Raw genomic sequence first — 19,606 nt, 5'->3', positions numbered from 1 at the left:
CGGAATAGAAGAGGTAGGCCATGGCTGCAACTCAACAGCAGCGATCTGCGAAGAGCGCGGCGAAACGCAAGGAGCGCGGAACGGAGGATCTCCGGCTACGTGTGTGCAAGGGCGAGAAAGACTGGCTCTTGCAGTTGATGGAGTGGACCCAGGACACGGAGCAAGGCTCGATAATGGCCGGCTGCCTGCGCCATGTTCACTCGCTTGGTCGTGAAGGCGCGATTGAGGCATTGCGAAGCCGCCACAAAATAGAAGTAAACGAAAACGTGGCGGCAGAACTCTACGCCATCGGCCAACGCCAAGCATCGCGGCTCGACGCCGAAGAAGCATAACCCACCCTACTCGCTGCATCCGGTAACGGAGAGTGACATAACACAAGCCCGGCTCTGTACCTATACTCAAGTACCTGCCCACAAGGCAGCAAAAGAAACAATTAAACTCACAATGGAAATAGGGACTGCCAAGCCCTGATTCTTGTTGCAGAAATCTAGAAACTTGTCCACCGGTGTCATTGAAGCTCTTCCGTAACCAGCTTCGGTTAGAAAGAAAGCAATATTGCTATCGAATATTACGTAACCGCTAGCCTCCAGCTCCCTCATTACATCGACAAACAGATCACGAGCCATGTTCTCGTCGTATTCTCTGAGCTCTGGCATATCAGGCAGGTAAACCTCTGCGCTTGTTATCCAGATCGGAAATTCACGGAGATTGCGCACGCCATGCCCTAGGCGCTCCACATACTTTCGATAAATCAGAGCCAGGAGTTTCTGCTCCATGCCCTTCTTAAGCTGCCTAGTTATCAAATCCACTCCTTGATCCGGCTCCATGCCGGTCACCCGTAATACACCATATCAACGAATGAAGATAGCAGGAGCAAATGCCCGACCTGAAGTCGTGATTGCAGAAAAGCAGTCACGACATCTTGAAAGTTTCTCAAGATCAGGTTGGATTGAGGACGCTAAGTTTAGCCAAGATCATAGATCTTAGAGTTAACAGTAAGAAGACCGCTTTTCACTTTTTCTCTTAGTTCATCTACCGTATCAAAATCCATTAGCGAGACTTCAACGGAGAGTTGAATAAGACATTTAATCTCCCGCTCGGCTGTTGCCAAATTTTGATTAGCCTTATTGAGATCTTCCGTCCTTGCGGAGCCAGACCTTCTCATGTACTCGGAAATCCGCACCACATCGGTGTCATATCGGTCGATCATTCGCTCGTACATAAGGATTTGCTGGTCCAGCAAACGAAGCTGGGTGGCCTTGAATTCCGACAGCCTTGCCGATCTACCGTCTTCGACAAAATGCGCACTTTGATCAAGTTGAAGATCAATGGTTCGCAATAGAGCTATTAATGTGACAAGAGAAATAGCAGGACCGATTAGCCCCCCAACAAACGTGCCGAAATCAGACCAGTTATCCGACGACTTTGAAATACCATTATTGAAGATACTGAAATAAAAGCTCGCAACAACCACTACGAAAACACCAAGGGACAGTAGAGCGATATTCAGTGGTCTTCCCCACCGATGAACAAATTCAACTTCCGATTCCATTCTAAACCCTTCTCTTGATTGAGAGACAAACTACTTGAAAGTAGGCGAACTCGCCGAAGGATAACTCATGTCCGCACAACAGAAGAAACACCCCTTCGATTTCAAAACCCAATACGGACTCGGCTTCAACCCTCAGGACGATGAGATCGTTGTCGACTTCTTCTGTGGTGGTGGCGGCGCCGGTACTGGGCTGGAAATGGGCCTGGGCCGCACGGTGAACGTGGCGAAGAACCACAGCCCACAAGCGATCAGCATGCACACCGTGAACCACCCAGGCGCGAAGCACTTCACCACCGACGTGTTCGAGGGTGATCCGGACACGGAGTGCGGCGGCAAGGCCGTGGGCTGGTTCCACATGTCACCGGACTGCACGCATCACTCCCAGGCCGCTGGCGGCCAGCCGCGCAAGCGTGAGATCCGCAACCTGTCGTGGATCGGCCTCAAGTGGGCAGGCATGAAGCGGCCCAGGGTGATCAGCCTAGAGAACGTGAAACAGATCCTGCAATGGGGCCGACTGATCGCCAAGCGAGACAAGGACACCGGCCGCGTCGTCACCCTCGACCAGGTTCCGCACCCGACCAAGAAGGGAGCGACCACCAACCGGGTCGCTGCGCCAGGCGAACGGGTTCCGGTTTCCAACCAGTTCTTGGTGCCTGACCCTAAGCAGCGCGGGCGCACCTGGCGCCGTTTCGTAGCCCTGCTGGAAGGCATGGGCTATTTCGTTGAGTGGAAGGTGATCAAGGCCTGCGACTTCGGCGCGCCGACCAGTCGGGAACGCCTGTTCATGATTGCCCGGTGCGACGGTCAGCAAATCGTGTGGCCGGAGCCAACCCACGCCAAGAACCCCACCAAGGGCCAGCAGAAGTGGAAGACCGCCGCTGACTGCATCGATTTCACCGACTTGGGCAAAAGCATTTTCGGCCGCAAGAAAGACCTGGCCCCGGCCACCCTGCGCCGCGTTGCCAAGGGCATGAAGAAGTTCGTTATCGATAGCGCGGCGCCATTCATTGTGCCGATCGCCAACTGGTCAGGGGAAACGGTGCAGTCAGCCGACGAGCCCTTACGCACCATCACCTCCTACCCGAAGGGCGGCGCCTTCTCGATGGTCAGCCCTATCATTGCCCCGGCTACCCATCAGGGCAGCGACCGAATCAACGACCCACTCGAACCGCTGCCGACAGTGACCTGCGCCAACCGCGGCGAGCTGACACTGATCAGCCCGTTGATGGTTGGTGCTGGTGGCCCGGAGTACTCAGGCAAGCCGGTGGGCATGGACCAGCCGGTTGGCACGCTGATGACCCAGAACCACCGCGCGCTGGCTTCGGCCTGCATCGTCCAGGCCGGGCACGGGGAGGGTTCCGGTGCAAACAAGCGCCGCTCCCACGGGGTGAACGACATCTGCGGACCTATCGGCACCGTAACTGCCAGCGGCGGCGGCCAGTCAGTAAGTGCCGCCGTGATGATCCAGGCCAACGGCGGATTCAACACCACGCACGCCAAAGGTATGCACGAACCCATGACGACGGTCACCAACACCGGCAGCCAGCAGCAGTTGGCCGTGGCGAACCTGGTGCACCTGCGTGGCAACTGCGATGCGCGCGACCTCAATGACCCACTTCACACAGTAAGCGCCGGCGGCCAGCACCACGGGTTGGTCAGTGCTTTCATGGAGCGAGCATTCGGCGCCAGCGTCGGTCAGGGCCTAGAAGAACCGGCGCCGACCATCACGGCAGGCGGCGGTGGCAAGAGCTCGCTGGTGTCGCTCACCTTGTCGCCTGAACACGAAGCCGGTGCCCTGCGGGTCGCTGCTTTCCTGATCAGCTACTACGGAACAGAGAACATCAGCGCTTGCGACTCACCGGCGCCGACAATCACCACCAAGGACCGCCTCGCAATGGTCACCGTAATGGTCAAGGGCACGCCCTATGTGATCGTCGACATCTGCCTGCGGATGCTGAAACCGACCGAGCTGTACAAGGCACAGGGCTTTCCGGCGGATTACATCATCAGCCACGGCGCCGACGGCAAGCCGTTCACCAAGACTCAGCAGGTGCACATGTGCGGCAACAGCGTCAGCCCGCCGCCTATGGCTGCGCTTGCGCGGGCCAATGACCCGTGGCGAATAGCTGAGCGTCAGGCGGTTGCGGCTTAAACGTGCCCTGCAATCAGCCTGGCCCCAACTTCTCGCCCAGCCACCTGCGCCAGCCCACGGTCAACATAGGTTCGGTCACCAGCAACAACAGGCACCACAACCTCACCACCGCGCTTCACCTCGACGTTGATACGCCAGGTCTCCCGGCCCTCATCGTCCTTGTCGCACTCCATGTAGTTCCAAACCTGAAAGCCTTCGATGTCATCGTAAATATCGTGCTTTGTCATGGCCCAGCCCATTTAGAGGAAGGGGCCATCGTAGCACCACACCCCGGGCATGACCCGGCAAGGAACCCCCGTGAAACGGATTTACCTGAGCGGCCCCATGACCGGCCTGCCCGGCCTCAACTTCCCGGCCTTCGCCGCAATGACCGATAACCTGCGCGCCGGCGGCCACACCGTCACCAATCCCGCCGAGGTCAACCCGGACGGCGGCACCTGGAACGACTGCATGCGCCGCGACATCGTCGCCCTGATGGACTGCGACACCGTGGCTACCCTGCCCGGCTGGGAGCATTCAAAGGGTGCCCGCCTGGAAGTCCTGATAGCCGAACGCCTCGGCATGACGGTTGTGAAAGCCCATGATCTGGTAACGAGGGAGGCTGTATGAGCCGGTTCTGTTTTTGTAACTGCCCTGCAGGTTTCTCTGCTGATCCTGAACGCCATGCACCTGATTGTCCCGGGCGATCCGGCGCGGGCAAGGCACGGACTCCGGTGCCGGCCACACTTACCGCTTCGCAGCCGCTGGACAGTGCCGTGGATTTCGGAATTGACGGTCGATCGGTGCGCGTATCTCAGGAGGCTTACTCGATCTTCCTGGCGCGTGAAGCGGCCGGACGAGAAAAGATCGCGGCCCTGCAACAGCGCCTCACCGCTGCCGATCAGGAGATAGATGATTTGCGGGCTGAACTCAAGACTGTACGCCTGGGCCCCTGCAAGATGATCGTCGGAGACGAATTGCCATGACCAATCGACCAACAGTCCGAACCAGCACCGGCGCGACAGTGACCCTAACCATCGAAATCTCGAACATCGGAAGTTGGGGGCCAGATTGCAAGATTGACCAGGTTTACCGACAGGCTCGGGAAGAGGCAATCGGCCGAATCAATCGAGCGTTCAAGGATGACCAGCGAGGTGTCCGAATCCTTGGTCCGGTGGTCGTGAAGGCGATCACAACGGATGTCGAGTTGCGCGGGTAAGCATTCCGCGACAGGAGTACATCCGTACTCCTGAAGTGCAGGGATGAAAAGTTACTCAGGTGTCGCGTACAAATGGCTAACGCAGACTCCACATACAGACCGTCCTAGAACAGCTGCTGCCTTACGGGCAGGATCCTCAGCCAAGCAACTTTTTCCTACGTTCTCAGTGTCAGCACGCAGCACCTTCTGGCAAATCGAGTTTTTACCGGTTTCACATCTAAGAGGATCGCGGCTTGTGAGCGTGCCTTCGTAGATATGGTGCTCTCCAGTCTGGGCGAGTTTTCGTATTGAAAACGTAATCATTCCTTTGTCTCACATTTGTTGATGGCAGGTTGCCATAAACCAGCATGAAGATTTTTCGCAGATATTCAACCCCTCCCCCTTCAAAGTCAGCCGCTATAGCGGCAAGGACGAAGTCATGCCTGAAGAAATCAAATTGATCCAGCCAGCCCCGGTCGTGCGCGATGAATACGGGATGTTTGCTCATCCCGATATGCCCGACTTCGACGAGGGCGACGGTGATAAGTGCAAGCAGTGGATTGCTGAACAGGGCCTGCAGGTGAAGATGGTTGAACTCGAATACCACAGCGACGAAGCGATCTATGAGCGTTATTTCGAAGCCGGCGACCCGGACTGCAGTTATTGGGAGCCGGATCGGCCTGACGGCGAAAGCTGGTTCTGCTTGGCCATCCACGACACTGACGACGGCCCTGTCTGCTGGTGGGCGCGCAGGGAGGTTACGCCGTGAGCAAAATCAAAGAACGCCCCATCCTGTTCTCGGCGCCGATGGTGCGCGCCATCCTGGAAGGCCGGAAGACTGTCACGCGGCGCGAGGTTAAGAAAAAGGCGGCGCTGGATTGCTTAGAGGCCGGGTTTGAGCCGGCGTTTCTGACATTGCCTGGCAATGCTGACCTTTGCCCCTATGGACAGCCCGGCGACCGGCTATGGGTGCGCGAGACCTGGGCACGCATCCAGGTAGCTCAGGCGCCGGACCAGGAATGGGTGGTGTACCGCGAGAGCGACAACCGAACCGACTACGGAGGCCCGTGGAAACCGGGCATCCACATGTTCCGCCGTGATAGCCGCATCCTGCTGGAGATTACCGAAGTGCGCGTCGAGCGGCTGCAGGACATCAGCGAAGAGCAGGCCAAGGCCGAGGGCGTGCGGCTCTACACCGATCACGCCGAACTCGGTGATTGGTGGCACGTCGAGGGGATCGAGACATACAGCGCTGATCCGCGCAAATCGTTCGAACTGCTCTGGTCATCCGTCGGCGGCGACTGGCAAGCCAACCCGTGGGTATGGGTGGTCGAGTTCAAGCGGGTGACGCCATGATCGCCCCCCTCTGGTTCGCCTACGTCTTCATCTACAAGGGGCCAGCGTGAGCGCACTTAAGAAATCAAGTGTTGCGGTAGACGCCAAAACGTTTAGTCGAAGATATAGGTGAAAGCTTCGTCGCTGTAAGCATCACTGCCCTTGCCACACCGAAGGCCAGAGCTGAAGTCATAGATTCGCCTGGTCGCTCTTTGTAGTACTCCTCGAAAAGTACACCACCATTTCCGCTGTATGCGCCCACAAACAACTGAACCAAACCTGTTCGAGAGGTGCGCACTTGAACGTCAATCTGCCCTCCATCGGGAAGCAGGCCATCGTGATACCGAGAATGAAGCTCGCAGTCCGACCAATCCCAAAACACACGCCCGCGTTGCTTTGAAAACATGATGTCGGTCCGCATTAGAGAGTGCGTCACTTGTACTCCCTTTTCAGGCAGAAAAGTTACATAGATCAATCTTATTGAACTTTCTTCGGCCTTGGCGGTATCGGTCAACCTTCACCCCCCACATGTCTGCCGGTGAGCGGCGGGCGCACGCCTGGAAAACAATTATGACCATCACCGCCCCGGTTATCCGGTACCACGGCGCCAAGTTCCGGCTTGCGCCGTGGGTGTTGCAACATTTCCCACCGCACACCTGCTACGTGGAGTCGTTCGGCGGCGCCGCTGGCGTGCTGATGCAAAAGCCTCGGGCGTATGCCGAGGTCTAGAACGACCTCGATGGCGACATCGTGAATCTGTTCAGGGTTTTGCAGGATCAGGAGTCGCGATCGGGACTTGTCGAGCGCCTGGTATTCACGCCCTACTCCCGCGAAGAGTTCGAACTTTCCTGGGAGCCGAGCGCCGAGCCGATCGAGCGCGCAAGGCGGACCATCATCAGGGCGCAAATGGGGTTCGGCTCCGCCGGTGCGACCAAGGGCGTGACCGGCTTCCGCATCGACACCAAGCGCCAATACGGCACAGCCCAGTCACTCTGGGCATCCTATCCGGAGCAACTTGCCGAGGTTGGCCAGAGGCTCAGCGGCGTGCTAATCGAAAACCGCCTCGCGATCGAGGTGATCAAGGCGCACGACGGCCCGCAGACATTGCATTACGTCGACCCTCCCTACGTGCATGACACCAGGTACAAAGGCGCGTCGAGCGGCCGGTACTACAAACACGAGATGGATGATGCCGCACATCGCGAGCTACTCGGGGTTTTGCTCGATCTAGAAGGAATGGTCGTGCTGTCGGGATACCCGAGTGACCTGTACGCGGAGCTTCTACCCGGCTGGGCCAGCTACAGCACATCTGCCCGCATCAGCGCCGGCCGCGGTACAGCCAACCGCACCGAATGCATCTGGCTGAACCCAGCCTGTGTCGATCGCGTAAGCCAGATCGGCTTGGATCTCTGCGAAAGAGCATAACCCTAACCCACCTTCTGCCGCCCAGCGCGGCTCATTGACTCACGCCGCCCGCGGCACGGAGATTCAACATGGCAGCAGCAGAAAAAATTGATCGTTTCCTTCGCCTCGACGAGGTGCTTTACACCACAGGCCTGGGCCGCAATACAGTTTATCGGCGGATCAGGGAGGGCACATTCCCAAAACAGGTTAGAATAGGCCCCAATTCGGTCGCCTGGCGCCAGTCGGCAATTGCTGAATGGATGACCTCAACAACGCCCAGCAACGACCAATCAGTACATTGATCAGTACACCAGCAACTGACAATATTCCCAAACCCACGCAACACAAGCCCTACAGGTCACACCGTGGAAATCTTCAAAGAGTTTACCTTCGAATCCGCCCACCGCCTGCCGCACGTGCCGGATGGCCACAAATGCGGGCGCCTGCATGGGCATTCGTTCAAGGTGGCGATTCACCTGAGCGGCGACCTGGATCCCCACACCGGCTGGATTCGCGACTTCTCGGAGATCAAGGCGATTTTCAAGCCACTCTATGAACGCCTCGACCACAACTACCTCAATGACATCCCAGGCCTGGAAAACCCAACCAGCGAAGTGCTGGCCAAGTGGATCTGGAATGAACTGAAACCACTGCTGCCAGAACTCAGCGCAATTCGCATCCATGAGACCTGCACCAGCGGCTGTATCTATCGCGGCGAGTAAGCCAGCGATGTGAAAAAACCACCCATGCGGTGGTTTTTTTGTGGCTGCCTCACTTACAGCCATGCGTCCCGACGGTAAGGAGCACTTGCGCCGACGGCCGGACACAAGCCCAGCGATCACACACGCTGTCCGACTGATCCATTTTGTATCACCCCTGCACTGCTTTCGTGCCCGACTGGGCACAGCGAACATTCTTTTCTGCGCGTCTCCCCTGTTTGGCTATAAATACTGTGCACCGTGCACAGCCGCCGCCGTGCGCCCGTCACTGCTGCGGATTTGGCACGCGCGGTGCAATAGGCCTCGTCACTCATTCAGGGAGCAAGGCACATGACGCAGCAAGAAACGGGCAACGATTACCCCTTAAGCGAAGTCCCCATGCATGCGCGCAAGGGCCTGGCGTCAACCGCCATGGTGCTGTTGGGCTTTACGTTTTTTACCGCGACCATGTTTGCCGGCGGCAAGCTGGGAGTAGCGTTCAGCTTCACCGACATGCTCGGCGTGGTGGCCCTGGGTAACCTGCTGCTGGGTATTTACGCCGCAGGCCTGGGCTACATTGCCTTCAAGAGTGGTTTGAACTCGGTGCTGATGGGGCGATTCTGCTTCGGCGAAGTGGGCAGCAAACTCAGCGACTTGATCCTCGGTTTCACCCAAATCGGCTGGTACGCCTGGGGCACCGCCACTGCTGCCGTGGTGCTGGGTAAATATTTCGAGCTGAGCCAGGGCAGTGTGCTGGCCTTGATGGTGCTGTTCGGCCTGGTGTTCTGCGCGACAGCCTACGTGGGCTATCGCGGGTTGGAGATTTTGTCCTACATCGCGGTGCCGGCCATGGGCCTGTTGCTGTTTTTGTCGATGTGGGTCGCCACGGTGAAAATCGGCGGGCTGGACGGGTTGCTGGCGGTGGTGCCGACCGCTGAACTGGACTTGTCGACGGCAATCACCCTGGTGTTCGGCACCTTTGTCAGCGGCGCGACCCAGGCCACCAACTGGACGCGGTTTTCACGCTCAGCCAGGGTGGCGGTGCTGGCCAGCCTGATCGGTTTCTTTATCGGCAATGGCCTGATGGTGTTGATCGGGGCCTATGGCGCCATCGTCTATCAGCAACCGGACGTGGTGGAAGTATTGCTGCTGCAAGGCTTTGCCATGGCGGCGATGGCCATGTTGCTGCTCAACATTTGGAGCACCCAAGACAACACCATTTATAACTTCGCCGTGGCCGGCTGCAATCTGCTGCGCACCAAACGCCGCAAAACCGTGACCCTGGCTGGTGCGGTGATCGGCACGTTGCTGGCGCTGCTCGGCATGTACGACATGCTGGTGCCCTACCTGATCCTCCTGGGCACGGTGATCCCACCCATTGGTGGCGTCATCATGGCGGACTTCTTCTACCGCTATCGCGGCCAATACCCGCGCCTGGCTGAAGCGCGTCTGCCGGCGTTCAACTGGCCGGGGCTGGTGGCGTATGCGGTGGGCACCGTGCTGGCATTCAACTCACCCTGGGTCGCGCCGTTGGTGGGGATCGCTGCCGCGTCGCTGACCTACATCGCGCTGACCGCCGTACTACGCGTGCGTGTACCGCTGGCTGACGCCCAGGCATGAGCCTGACCCTCGCCGACGTACTGGCACTGCCCGGACTGGAATCCATGCGCCTGCGGGCCGGTGAAGCCAGCCTGGATAACCGCGTTCGCTGGCCGTACGTGGCGGAAAACAGCGGGATCGCCGAGTGGGTACTGGGCGGCGAACTGGTGTTCGTCACCGGCATCAACCACCCACGGGATGAAGCCAATCTGCTGCAACTGCTGGACGAAGCGTGTCAGCGCCAGGTCGCCGGATTGGTGATTCTTACCGGGCCGGCATATATCCAGGCGATCCCCCAGCGTTTACTCGACGCCGCCGAAGCCGCCGGCATGCCACTGATCGAACAGCCTTATTCGTTGAAAATGGTACTGGTGACCCAGGCTATCGGCTCCGCACTGATTCAGTCCGAACAGCTGGGGCGCTCACGCCATGATGTGCTGGAGCGCTTGCTGACCGGTGACTATCAATCCCTGGATCTGCTGCTGCACCGCGCCGTGCAATTGGGCATGTCCCTGGCGGGGCATTGGCAAATTGTGCAATTGCAACTGGAAGGCAGTGAATTGCTGTTCGCCCAAGACGACGCGACGCGGGTGGAGGCGCAACTGGCCCGACAGCACGATGCAATCAGTCGCCGCTTGCGTCAGTTGTCGACCGCGCTGCCGATACTCGGGCGGGCCGGACAATGGACCCTGTTGCTACCGGCGCCGGATGCTGGCGCGGCCTCGGCCAACCGTCAGCAATTGGCCCAGTGGCTGAAGCCCCTGAACCTGCGCCTGGCACCCCTCAAGCTATTTATCGGCTTGAGCGCAGCGCGCCATCCGGCCGAGCGCCTGGCTCAAGCACAGGATGAAGCGCGCCAGGCCCTGGCCGCCGCACGACGGTTCAGCGAGCGGGCCGGATTGTGCGTGTATGACGAATTGGGCGTGCTCAAGTTGCTCAGCGGCGTGCGTGATCGCGCCCTGCTCGACCAATTTCTCAATGAGCGCCTCGGCCCGTTGCTGCGCCACGACCTGCACCATGGCCCCAGCCTGATGCCGACCCTGGAAGCCTGGTTTCACGAGAATGGTAACCTGATGGCCGCCGCCCAGCGCCTGGCCGTACACCGCAATACCCTGACCCACCGCATCCAGCGCATCGAAGCCCTGTGCGGGCTGACGCTGGATAATTCATATGACCGCCTGGACATCGGCATTGCCCTGATGATCTGGCGGCTGTCTGCCTGATTGTTTTTAGCCAAGAGGAACTTGCCCATGCACATCATCAACGCCCGCCTGCGCAACCGTGAAGGCCTGCATGATCTGCACCTGGAAAACGGCCGGATCGCCAGCATCACCCCACAAGCGACGCCACCCGTCATGAAGGCTGGCGACCTGGATGCCGCTGGCAATCTGGTAATCCCGCCCTTCGTCGAACCCCATATCCACCTTGACGCCACTCTTACCGCTGGCGAACCACGTTGGAACATGAGCGGCACCCTGTTCGAAGGCATCGAGTGCTGGGGAGAACGCAAAGCCACCATCACCGAGGAAGACACCAGGACCCGTGCCACGAAAACTATCCAGTCCCTTGCCGCTCACGGCATCCAGCACGTACGCACCCATGTCGACGTGACCGACCCCGACCTCACGGCACTCAAGGCCATGCTGCAAGTGCGCGAAGAAAGCACGCACCTGATCGACCTGCAAATCGTCGCCTTCCCTCAAGAAGGCATCGAGTCGTACCGCAACGGCCGCGAGCTCATGGAAGAAGCCATCCGCCTGGGCGCCGACGTGATCGGCGGCATCCCCCACTTTGAATACACTCGCGACCAAGGCGTGAGTTCTGTGAAATTCCTGATGGACCTGGCAGAGCGCACCGGTTGCCTGGTGGACGTGCATTGCGACGAAACCGACGACCCCCATTCGCGCTTCCTCGAAGTGTTGGCAGAAGAAGCCCGCAGCCGCGGCATGGGTGCCCGCGTCACGGCCAGCCACACAACGGCCATGGGTTCCTACGACAATGCCTACTGCGCCAAGTTGTTCCGCCTGCTGGGCCACTCCGGTATCAGCTTCGTCTCGTGCCCGACCGAAAGCATCCACCTGCAAGGCCGCTTCGACAGTTTCCCGAAACGGCGAGGTGTCACGCGGGTCAACGAACTGCTCGAAGCGGGCATGAACGTGTGCTTCGGACAGGACTCCATCGTCGATCCCTGGTACCCGCTCGGCAACGGCAACATCCTGCGGGTGCTCGAAGCCGGTTTGCATATCTGCCACATGCTCGGCTACCGCAACCTGCAAAGCGCACTCGACCTGGTGACCGACAACAGCGCCAAGGCCATGGCCCTGGGTGATCGCTACGGCCTTGAGCCTGGACGCCCAGCCAATTTGTTGATCCTCTCGGCGGACAGCGACTACGAGGTGATTCGCAGCCAAGGACTACCGCTGTACTCGATTCGCAACGGCAAGGTGTTGATGAAGCGCCAGCCCGCGCAGGTGGAGTTTGTGTAAGCACGGGGATCATACGACTGAGTCGATATCCAGCGATTGCGCCCTCCCCAGCTCGCTTGGCGTGGCGGGAGGGATACTGGCGACCTGAGGCAGTGCCTGGTTTTCACGATGGCGGAACCAGCGCTTCAGGCTCGGCGGCAGCGCTGCAGAGTGGGCGTGGCTCCCGTAGATATCACGGGCATCGAGGCGACGCCAACGCAGGGTTTGCAGGCGTTCGCGACTGGTGTGCAGGCGGTCGATCTCGGCATTCAAGGGCTCGTGATATTCATAGGACCGTGCGTTGGTCGGGCGATGTCGGGTGAGTTCACGCCGCTTGTCTTGCAGTTGTTTGCGCATGGTCGCCAGGGCATGGTCGAGCAGTTCAAACTCGCGCTGGGTCACCAGAGGGCCGTTGCTATCCAAAGCTTGTTGCCAGCGCCGCAACGTCGCCCAGGCAGCAGGGATATAGCTGGCGGTCATGAAGTGCTGTTTGTATTGCACCAGTTGCCTGATCAAACCTTCGCGGTCGGGCATGTCACCTCGCACTTGCAACGCTCGACTGTGACCAGCCTCTTCGATGGACTCACAACCAGGCTTCCACAATACCGACGAGTGCGTGCCATCCGGGAGCACGATCGGCATATAGTGCTGCTGCTCGCCATGATGTTGGTAAGGGTTGCCGCCAATACGTACCAAGCCGGCTGCGAACAGCAGACCACCTGCGGTGGGCGCGCTGAATAGCGTGACGGCGCCAGGGATCCAGAGCTTGGCGGTGGTATTCATCCAGGGCGCAGGGACGCTGGGAACGGGGTCGTTGTGGTTGACGATGCGATGGTGAACCAACGTGGATGCGCCGCGAGTGAACTCCGAGTCGGCGGCGCGGGGAGCGCCGTAGGTGTAAAGAAGGACGTTGTAATTAGCATCGGGAATTCGACGTAACCCTTCAGCCAGGAGCAACGCAATCGCGCCGCCCAGGCTGTGGCCACAAATCACAATGCGCTGGCCTGTGTGAAACTGATCAAGGTAGCGTAGTACGAAATCACGCACCGCTTGGTATGCCAGATAAAACCCTTCATGCGCCTTGCCAACACCCTCCGCGAAAAGCACCTGGTGGGCGTTGGCATCTCGCAACCCATCAGCTGAACTGGCAGTGCCTCGCACCGCTATCAGAATTACCTCATCGTGGTGAGTGATGAACGCCTGGGTATCAGTGCCGCCTTTTTCGTCATCGAAGAAATGCAAGCGCGCGGGGTGTTCCTGTTCATCCCCCAGTTCCGGGCGATTCTGTGGGTATAACGCAGGATCAAAGGGCAGGATTTCGAAGCGCCTGGAGTACGGGACTTCCTCATAGAATGGATAGAAACGCTGTGTTTGCTCCGGATCAACCCGCCACGCTTCCTGATGCCCTGAAAGCTGCTCAGCAAATAGATTTCCGACACTTGGGTCTAGCGGAAAATGCACTTCATCCTGGGGTTTCTCCGGCGGCACCTGACCGAAGTTGCAATAACTCAGTGATGCAAACAATGCCAACTGGTACAGGTTCAAGGCACAGAAATCGTCTTGAGTGGAAAGCATTGGGCGCAAGGCTCGAAGCGGGCGTACTTCGAGAACGGTGTGGTTGTTGGGGAAGAGCACGACCCCGAACAAGGCTGGCTGAGGTGGACCGAAGCCGAGGTCTGCCATCATTTTTAGGGCGTGGCGTTGGGGGCGATGGGCTGAAGGTGCTACAGGGGGTAGGTGGGCAATGTGACGAACCAAGTCGCTCACTTCGACTTGATAAAACTGATCCGTGCTCTGCGGTGAACGATTGCTCTCGGTTCGCTTACCGTTGGTGTTTGAAAAAGCCGTTCGCTCAGCACGGATTTGAAGCTCAGAGATCGGCAACTGGTAAGTCCTACGAGTCATTAGTTCGCGGTAGGGCTCTTCTTGCCCAGTGTATTGATTATCTAAGCTTAGAACTGCGGGACCACAATAAAGGCCCTGAAGTTTGGCGAACCCGTCACTATTTAATCGTCCTTCGTATTGGGCTCCGGCACTGTCGTAGATAGTAAATGGAAGGCCGCCATAGGGTTTGCCACTACCTGTTTCATCTACTAAGCCAAAGCTCATCCATGCTCCTCGCAACGGGCACGCGGGCATCCTGTCACTGAAAAAATCTCGCTTCCATGCGTCCTGCACCATGATTTCACTCCTTTACACTGCACGTTGGATAGACATCACATATGCGCCCATCTGGCATTTTTATAGGCTTGAAGTCCTTAGTGTTACTGCCGCAATAGGCATGCAAATCCTCGAAACTTTTACCTCTACAACGCCTCCACCCGCCTGGAACAGCTATCCATCTATCGTCAAAAGCCGGCTGTTCCTCCTCGGTTAAAGTCAGCACCACCCTAAGCGTTTTACCCGGTAGCTCATCGCGCTGTGCAACACCCCCTGCGGGCGTTTTTTGCAGTTGACCTGCCGCGTCCAGTGAACGGCATTGCAGAATCTTCCTGATCCCATGAAGGGGGCCTACCGTTCGAAACCACCACTGACATTGACCCGGCAGCTCCTGAACACCGGACTCAGGCATCCGGGGCGAATCCAGGCGATCGATAATGGAAATGCCCGCAATATCCCCCCCAACATCCCCATCCCGTTTCCCCCATTTCGCATAAAAATCAAACTCGACGCCACGCAACACCAGCGGGCATCCCTCCACCGTTTCAGTTAGCGGCAATTGATAACTCACCCGACTGGCCGCAGGTTTGTATTCGGTAAAAAAGACCTTCCGCTCTGGCCGCTTGCCTCGACGCCTTGGCAAGGTGCAAGTCTCACCCGTGGCGGGCCTGTAGTTGGCGGCTGTTTTAAGTTTAAATTCCGGTGGTAGATCCACCTGCAGCGTAAAGCTTTCGACCGGCTTTACCGCACACCCCGAAAGCCCCGCCATCCCCAGCGCCAGCAGCACACCCAAGATCCGCCTACTCATCGGTTTTCTCCACCGAGCACCACAGCTGCAACGTCCGCTGGAAATGATCTTCAGGGGTTTCTCCGACGGTTGGCTGCCATCGAATCACACTGGCGCGACTGGCCTCTTCCAACCGTCGCACTACCAGAAATTCCAACTGCTCCGGCCGGTTCCATTGCCAGGCCCGAGCCTGTTCGAGTACCTGGGTCAGCCATACCCTGGGGTCTTGGAATTCGACCAGCGCTGCCAGACTTTCACTGTGCTCCGCCAGCAGGTAACGCAGGATATTGGCGTGCAAAATGGCGTGGGCATTTGGGTTAGGTATGTTCAGCCAAGGGGCTGGATCGGGCACCGGATAATCACCGGGAGCAGGGTTACTGCCATAGTGCCAACGGTCTTCATGCCAGTAACACACGCTGAACAGCGGACCTAGGAATGCTGGCCATTGCCCAACCTTCAGGCAGTTGAGTGCACGCGCCAGCGTACGATTGTCGTGAAATCGGTACAGCGCCTGGTGCCCCTCGGGCCCGACCAGCAGCCGGTCGCGCCAATGCCGCGTCACGTCCGTGAGGTCCACGTTTGGCAAACTGCCCAACCACCCCCAATTCATCTCCGGCTTTTGTAGAAGATCGAGCAGCGCGGGCTCGCCAACCTGATCCAGCAACAGGATCAAGGGGCCAGCCGTGGCGATTTCCGCCAGCGGGGTTTGTGCGTAGAGGCTGCAATAGTCTGGAAAGCCTCGCGCTGCCAACATCGGCTGGCGGGCTGCGTTACTGCCTTCAAGTATCAAGCACAGCCTGCGCCCTGCCTGCAGCTGCTGGCTCATCCATTGGTTTGGAAGGTTGTCCATCAGGCAGCCCTCTCACTAATATCGCACAGGCCTTCGCGGCAGCGTTCGCACACTGGACAGAAGTCCGCGCCCAGTTGCTTGGCCAAGTGCATGATGACGCCCTGGACAACGGAGACTTCAGGGGCTGTAGCAACCGACACAGAACTCGCCGACCCGGTCGCGGACGGTGTGCCACCGAGGGTAATGGGCCGACTACTGAAAATACCTCCCGCCTGGATCACCAGGTGCTCTCCGCCCGCCTTAAAGCTCAGGTGTGCGCCGGCGTCGATCACCAAGCTGGCACCGGCCTTGAGATGCACCTCTTGGCCAGCTTCGATCACGAGGGTCTGCCGGACATACGTCTGGCTATCGCCCTGCACGTCCAGGTGGTCGCTGGCTTTGAGAACAACCTTACGATCACCCGTGACATGACGATGCTCCTCACTTTCCAGGTGAACCGTGCTTAACCCCCGGATGATTTCCCGTCGCTCCCCATCCACTTCCAAGCGAGCGTCATGGCCCACCTGTTGCTCAAAATCCCGTTGAGCCCGAACGTAGATGAGCTCCTCGCCACGACGATCTTCGAGGTGCAACTCGTTGGAACCTTCACCGCCCAGGGTGCTGCGAGTGCGCAAGACACTGCGGGTCTTGTGTTGCGGCAAAGGATAGGTAGGCATGTGCAACGCATTCGGCAGGCAACCGTGGATCAACGGCTGGTCCGGGTCTCCTTCAAGGAAGGTCACCAGCACTTCCATGCCCACCCGTGGGAGCATCGTTGCGCCAAACCCATCACCGGCCCATCCTGACGCCACTCGCACCCAACAACTGCTTTTGTCATCGGTCTTGTCCAACCGGTCCCAATGAAATCGCACTTTCACCCGACCGTATGCATCGCAATGCACCTCCTCACCGGAAGGCCCGGTGACCGTTGCGGTCTGAGTCCCGTTGATGGTCGGCTTGGGGTGTTTGAGGGGCGGTCGATGCGTCGCACTCCAGGGTGTCGCCGTGAAGCGATTGCGATACCCCTGAAATGTACCCACTTCCTCTATCGCTTCCTCCAGCACCTGGGGTTGATACCCCTCGTGCCGGACCGAAGTGATTAACCAAAGGTCGTTGCAAAGCGGGTCTGGATAGTCCTGCAATTCAAGGAAATGCCCACTGCGCAATACCGGCTGGTCGCTCTTGCCCAGCGCGCGAAAACGGTCGCGTTGATGGCGCTCCAAGCCTCTGCGTGCCAGGCGCGAACCCCGTGCATGACCGCTAAAACCTGCTGGATAACAGTAGTCTTCAAGGGTTTGCGCTGCGGTCGAGCCTGCGGTGGTCTGTAAGCGCAAGGAGGGATGTTCAAAGTCATGATCGCGGCGCACCGTTTGCCCACTGCGGGTGCCCAGGCGCACATCGAAACGCTGGATAACCCGCGTATCAGCCCGCGGCCCGCCGGCAGGTGAATAACGTTGCACGGGCAAGCGGCGGAATACGGTCTGGTCATCGCCAAATACCAACACATGCGCGCCCTCGCTGTGACGGAAGTGGTAATGAATGCCCTCCTCTTCACACAGCCGCTGGATGAAATGGAGGTCGGTTTCCGCGTATTGCACACAGAACGTACGAGGCGGATACACCACCGGCCCCAGCTCAAAGGCATAGCTGTCGGCCAGAATGCCGTGGTGCTCAAGGACTGTCGCGATGATCTGGGGAACGCTGCGCTGCTGGAAAATCCGCTGGTCGCGCCGATGACCAAGGTAGGCGAGGCGCGGCGCCAACGTCAGGTGATAGCGGGTGAGCCGCCGGCCAGGATCATCGCGGCCAATTGCGTAAATCTGCCCATGCAAGCCTGTATCCGTGTCGCCGAACGCCAGGTATGCAGGCTGGTGGAGCAAAGCCTCCAGATCCAGTGAAGGATTTTCGCTGACCACCTGCACCTGAATAAAAAATGGTTGATCAACGACCTCCTGGCCTTTGAACGCCAACACTTGAAAGTCACTTTTAATACCTGGAAGGATCAAATTGAAACGTGACGAAAAAAACGCACTAACCATCCGTTGTTACCCGCCAAATCTATTTATTACCGTACTGAAATACTTTCCCCGTCAAACGTAGAAAAGTTACCGAGAGAAAGCGCCTGAACGCCATGAAGCTTAGCGATTTCAGGAAAAAATCGACCTCGGAAAAATAAAAGAGAAGTTTCGTACAACGAAGATTGAAGGGTCTTTTACAAGATATTAATTCTATTCAACCAAACACTTCTTAAAGACAAGAAATGCCCTACACCAACTTTCGTCTAATCAATTAATTGATCGTGAAACAGCTGACACCCCCTTGGGCATCAGCGATTCAAAAAGCTTTACGCCTGAGGCCGCGCGGTCCCGAACAGACTGACGCTCTGCAGTGTGTCGTTCTGCGTATGCAGGCGGACCGGCGCAGTGCCACCAGGCATCACCACGGCGACTTCACCGCCCTCAACCCAACCCGCTCGCCAAGCCGCACAGGCCACGGCACTGGCGCTGGTTCCGGAGGACGCCGTAGGGCCTTCTCCCCGTTCGAACACCCGGGCAATCACTCGGTTGCGGGAGTGCCTGGCGACCCATTGCAAATTGATCCCGGCCCAACAGGGGCGACCGCTGCCAGCCGGAGGGGCGAAGGCTATCGCCTGCAAGGGTTCATACAACGCGGGTTGCTGCATCTGTAGGTTATCCGGCAAAGCTGACGCCTGATCGACCAAGGTCACACAATGAGGGTTACCTACACGCACAAACTGACTGTGTGTCCACCGCGGATCGATAGCCGCCAACGCCCTCACGTAACTCAGTTCAGTGCCGGCCAGAATTGTCTGCTCCACCTCTTGCGCACCAACGGCTGACGGCCCAAATCCAGGCAAACCCAAGGCCAGCCAAAATCCCGAGAGGTGCTCGTAGACGGCAGGCTCGACACGAGTCACCACCGGCGACACTGCATCAGGCTTGTCATGATGCACTCGCAATTCACACGCCTCAGTCATCAAGCCCTGGTCAGTGAGGGCCTGGGCGAAAATCGTCAACCCATTGCCACTGCGCTCAGCCAGGGAGCCGTCGGTGTTCACGATCAATAGGTCAAACGGCGGCTCGGTCTGGAACGGGCCAACCAACAAACCATCACAGCGGTGGGGCTTGGCATTGATGGGACGCGGCGTCGAATCCCAATCGCATTCAGACGTTATGGCTCGGGTTGCCCAACGCTCGCGAGCACGCACGGCTTGCGCGGCGCTGTCGGGCACCTCAATGCCCTGGTTTCGTAAAAAAGCCGGGCTGGTCACGCCATAAATATTGCCTCGTGCGTCATAGAACAGGGTCATGGTACTAGTCGCCTTCCAATTTTCATCGGTTCGTCCGCTCACTTGCCTACAGGCTTGGCCAGCAGCGTATTACACAACATAGCGTTTGTGGGAGGCGGCCTGGAAGGTGGTAATCCA

At 58.4% G+C, this 19,606-nt stretch carries 20 protein-coding genes and 1 pseudogene; 12 read left to right on the top strand and 9 right to left on the bottom strand.

Annotated features, from left to right (window positions below; translation table 11 throughout):
• Nucleotides 1-20: 20 nt before the first annotated feature.
• Entirely contained in the window at nucleotides 21-332 is a 312-nt protein-coding gene (locus AOA61_RS08435; protein WP_099601543.1) for a hypothetical protein, read from the top strand.
• 66 nt (nucleotides 333-398) lie between these two features.
• Here AOA61_RS08435 and AOA61_RS08430 read toward each other — a convergent pair whose 3' ends face one another.
• Nucleotides 399-827 (bottom strand): hypothetical protein, encoded by a 429-nt coding sequence (locus AOA61_RS08430; protein ID WP_099601542.1) that lies wholly within the window; start codon nucleotides 825-827, stop codon nucleotides 399-401.
• 137 nt (nucleotides 828-964) lie between these two features.
• A complete protein-coding gene (locus tag AOA61_RS08425; RefSeq protein WP_099601541.1) occupies nucleotides 965-1,552 on the bottom strand; it encodes a hypothetical protein in 588 nt (195 codons plus the stop codon).
• A gap of 67 nt (nucleotides 1,553-1,619) precedes the next feature.
• On the opposite strand from AOA61_RS08425, the gene AOA61_RS08420 reads away from it, so the two are divergent.
• Nucleotides 1,620-3,704, top strand: coding sequence for a DNA cytosine methyltransferase (locus tag AOA61_RS08420; RefSeq protein WP_099601540.1), 2,085 nt, complete (start codon nucleotides 1,620-1,622; stop codon nucleotides 3,702-3,704).
• Here the strand turns inward: AOA61_RS08420 and AOA61_RS08415 are convergent.
• Complete coding sequence (locus AOA61_RS08415) at nucleotides 3,701-3,931, bottom strand: hypothetical protein (RefSeq protein WP_099601583.1); 231 nt, start codon at nucleotides 3,929-3,931, stop codon at nucleotides 3,701-3,703. The genes AOA61_RS08420 and AOA61_RS08415 overlap by 4 nt on opposite strands.
• A 70-nt stretch (nucleotides 3,932-4,001) precedes the next feature.
• On the opposite strand from AOA61_RS08415, the gene AOA61_RS08410 reads away from it, so the two are divergent.
• From AOA61_RS08410 to AOA61_RS08390, 4 genes are all read left to right on the top strand, one after another.
• Nucleotides 4,002-4,313, top strand: a complete 312-nt coding sequence (locus AOA61_RS08410) for a DUF4406 domain-containing protein (protein ID WP_099601539.1) — start codon at nucleotides 4,002-4,004, stop codon at nucleotides 4,311-4,313.
• A 146-nt stretch (nucleotides 4,314-4,459) separates the two neighbouring features.
• The gene (locus AOA61_RS08405) at nucleotides 4,460-4,669 is read left to right on the top strand and encodes a hypothetical protein (RefSeq protein WP_143521198.1); all 210 of its coding nucleotides are present in this window, start codon (nucleotides 4,460-4,462) and stop codon (nucleotides 4,667-4,669) included.
• Nucleotides 4,670-5,320: 651 nt separating this feature from the next.
• Nucleotides 5,321-5,650 carry a hypothetical protein gene (locus AOA61_RS08395; protein ID WP_099601536.1) on the top strand — a complete coding sequence of 110 codons (330 nt, stop codon included), beginning with the start codon at nucleotides 5,321-5,323 and terminating at the stop codon, nucleotides 5,648-5,650.
• Entirely contained in the window at nucleotides 5,647-6,237 is a 591-nt protein-coding gene (locus tag AOA61_RS08390) for a hypothetical protein (protein WP_099601535.1), read from the top strand. The genes AOA61_RS08395 and AOA61_RS08390 overlap by 4 nt, the downstream gene beginning before the upstream one ends.
• Before the next feature lie 64 nt (nucleotides 6,238-6,301).
• On the opposite strand, the gene AOA61_RS08385 is transcribed toward AOA61_RS08390, so the two are convergent.
• Nucleotides 6,302-6,622 (bottom strand): hypothetical protein, encoded by a 321-nt coding sequence (locus AOA61_RS08385; protein ID WP_099601582.1) that lies wholly within the window; start codon nucleotides 6,620-6,622, stop codon nucleotides 6,302-6,304.
• A gap of 164 nt (nucleotides 6,623-6,786) precedes the next feature.
• Between AOA61_RS08385 and AOA61_RS08380 the strand changes: the two are divergent.
• The 6 genes and pseudogenes from AOA61_RS08380 (at nucleotide 6,787) to codA (ending at nucleotide 12,403) form a co-directional block, all read left to right on the top strand.
• Nucleotides 6,787-7,641: pseudogene (locus AOA61_RS08380) on the top strand (DNA adenine methylase).
• Nucleotides 7,642-7,709: 68 nt separating this feature from the next.
• Nucleotides 7,710-7,922, top strand: a complete 213-nt coding sequence (locus tag AOA61_RS08375; protein WP_081609232.1) for an AlpA family transcriptional regulator — start codon at nucleotides 7,710-7,712, stop codon at nucleotides 7,920-7,922.
• Nucleotides 7,923-7,985: 63 nt separating this feature from the next.
• A complete protein-coding gene (queD, locus tag AOA61_RS08370) occupies nucleotides 7,986-8,342 on the top strand; it encodes a 6-carboxytetrahydropterin synthase QueD (RefSeq protein WP_003173033.1) in 357 nt (118 codons plus the stop codon).
• A 327-nt stretch (nucleotides 8,343-8,669) separates the two neighbouring features.
• The gene (gene codB / locus AOA61_RS08365; protein WP_032886708.1) at nucleotides 8,670-9,938 is read left to right on the top strand and encodes a cytosine permease; all 1,269 of its coding nucleotides are present in this window, start codon (nucleotides 8,670-8,672) and stop codon (nucleotides 9,936-9,938) included.
• Nucleotides 9,935-11,140, top strand: a complete 1,206-nt coding sequence (locus AOA61_RS08360; RefSeq protein ID WP_095186459.1) for a PucR family transcriptional regulator — start codon at nucleotides 9,935-9,937, stop codon at nucleotides 11,138-11,140. Before codB ends, AOA61_RS08360 begins: the two co-directional genes overlap by 4 nt.
• Nucleotides 11,141-11,167: 27 nt before the next feature.
• Nucleotides 11,168-12,403: a cytosine deaminase gene (gene codA / locus AOA61_RS08355; protein WP_099601534.1), complete on the top strand. Its 1,236-nt coding sequence runs from the start codon at nucleotides 11,168-11,170 to the stop codon at nucleotides 12,401-12,403.
• A 9-nt stretch (nucleotides 12,404-12,412) separates the two neighbouring features.
• Here codA and AOA61_RS08350 read toward each other — a convergent pair whose 3' ends face one another.
• From AOA61_RS08350 to AOA61_RS08330, 5 genes are all read right to left on the bottom strand, one after another.
• Complete coding sequence (locus AOA61_RS08350; RefSeq protein WP_099601533.1) at nucleotides 12,413-14,563, bottom strand: lipase family protein; 2,151 nt, start codon at nucleotides 14,561-14,563, stop codon at nucleotides 12,413-12,415.
• A gap of 4 nt (nucleotides 14,564-14,567) precedes the next feature.
• On the bottom strand, nucleotides 14,568-15,350 hold the full coding sequence (locus AOA61_RS08345; protein WP_099601532.1) for a hypothetical protein: 783 nt from the start codon (nucleotides 15,348-15,350) through the stop codon (nucleotides 14,568-14,570).
• Nucleotides 15,343-16,179 carry a DUF4123 domain-containing protein gene (locus tag AOA61_RS08340; protein WP_099601531.1) on the bottom strand — a complete coding sequence of 279 codons (837 nt, stop codon included), beginning with the start codon at nucleotides 16,177-16,179 and terminating at the stop codon, nucleotides 15,343-15,345. Before AOA61_RS08340 ends, AOA61_RS08345 begins: the two co-directional genes overlap by 8 nt.
• Nucleotides 16,179-18,197 carry a type VI secretion system tip protein VgrG gene (locus AOA61_RS08335; RefSeq protein ID WP_099601530.1) on the bottom strand — a complete coding sequence of 673 codons (2,019 nt, stop codon included), beginning with the start codon at nucleotides 18,195-18,197 and terminating at the stop codon, nucleotides 16,179-16,181. Before AOA61_RS08335 ends, AOA61_RS08340 begins: the two co-directional genes overlap by 1 nt.
• 305 nt (nucleotides 18,198-18,502) lie before the next feature.
• Complete coding sequence (locus AOA61_RS08330) at nucleotides 18,503-19,489, bottom strand: diaminopimelate epimerase (RefSeq protein ID WP_099601529.1); 987 nt, start codon at nucleotides 19,487-19,489, stop codon at nucleotides 18,503-18,505.
• Nucleotides 19,490-19,606: the final 117 nt, after the last annotated feature.

The sequence above is a fragment of the Pseudomonas sp. 2995-1 genome (assembly GCF_002742505.1).
Classification (GTDB): domain Bacteria; phylum Pseudomonadota; class Gammaproteobacteria; order Pseudomonadales; family Pseudomonadaceae; genus Aquipseudomonas; species Aquipseudomonas sivasensis.
This window is presented reverse-complemented; position numbering and strand designations above follow the sequence as displayed.

What these genes read in the sequence shown, in the direction of transcription:
- AOA61_RS08335 (WP_099601530.1), bottom strand. Translation starts at nt 18,197, where the DNA reads ATGGTTAGTGCGTTTTTTTCGTCACGTTTCAATTTGATCCTTCCAGGT.
- AOA61_RS08430 (WP_099601542.1), bottom strand. Translation starts at nt 827, where the DNA reads ATGGAGCCGGATCAAGGAGTGGATTTGATAACTAGGCAGCTTAAGAAG.
- AOA61_RS08395 (WP_099601536.1), top strand. Translation starts at nt 5,321, where the DNA reads ATGCCTGAAGAAATCAAATTGATCCAGCCAGCCCCGGTCGTGCGCGAT.
- codB (WP_032886708.1), top strand. Translation starts at nt 8,670, where the DNA reads ATGACGCAGCAAGAAACGGGCAACGATTACCCCTTAAGCGAAGTCCCC.
- codA (WP_099601534.1), top strand. Translation starts at nt 11,168, where the DNA reads ATGCACATCATCAACGCCCGCCTGCGCAACCGTGAAGGCCTGCATGAT.
- AOA61_RS08360 (WP_095186459.1), top strand. Translation starts at nt 9,935, where the DNA reads ATGAGCCTGACCCTCGCCGACGTACTGGCACTGCCCGGACTGGAATCC.
- AOA61_RS08340 (WP_099601531.1), bottom strand. Translation starts at nt 16,179, where the DNA reads ATGGACAACCTTCCAAACCAATGGATGAGCCAGCAGCTGCAGGCAGGG.
- AOA61_RS08420 (WP_099601540.1), top strand. Translation starts at nt 1,620, where the DNA reads ATGTCCGCACAACAGAAGAAACACCCCTTCGATTTCAAAACCCAATAC.
- AOA61_RS08345 (WP_099601532.1), bottom strand. Translation starts at nt 15,350, where the DNA reads ATGAGTAGGCGGATCTTGGGTGTGCTGCTGGCGCTGGGGATGGCGGGG.
- AOA61_RS08415 (WP_099601583.1), bottom strand. Translation starts at nt 3,931, where the DNA reads ATGACAAAGCACGATATTTACGATGACATCGAAGGCTTTCAGGTTTGG.
- AOA61_RS08425 (WP_099601541.1), bottom strand. Translation starts at nt 1,552, where the DNA reads ATGGAATCGGAAGTTGAATTTGTTCATCGGTGGGGAAGACCACTGAAT.
- AOA61_RS08435 (WP_099601543.1), top strand. Translation starts at nt 21, where the DNA reads ATGGCTGCAACTCAACAGCAGCGATCTGCGAAGAGCGCGGCGAAACGC.
- AOA61_RS08385 (WP_099601582.1), bottom strand. Translation starts at nt 6,622, where the DNA reads ATGTTTTCAAAGCAACGCGGGCGTGTGTTTTGGGATTGGTCGGACTGC.
- AOA61_RS08350 (WP_099601533.1), bottom strand. Translation starts at nt 14,563, where the DNA reads ATGGTGCAGGACGCATGGAAGCGAGATTTTTTCAGTGACAGGATGCCC.
- AOA61_RS08375 (WP_081609232.1), top strand. Translation starts at nt 7,710, where the DNA reads ATGGCAGCAGCAGAAAAAATTGATCGTTTCCTTCGCCTCGACGAGGTG.
- AOA61_RS08330 (WP_099601529.1), bottom strand. Translation starts at nt 19,489, where the DNA reads ATGACCCTGTTCTATGACGCACGAGGCAATATTTATGGCGTGACCAGC.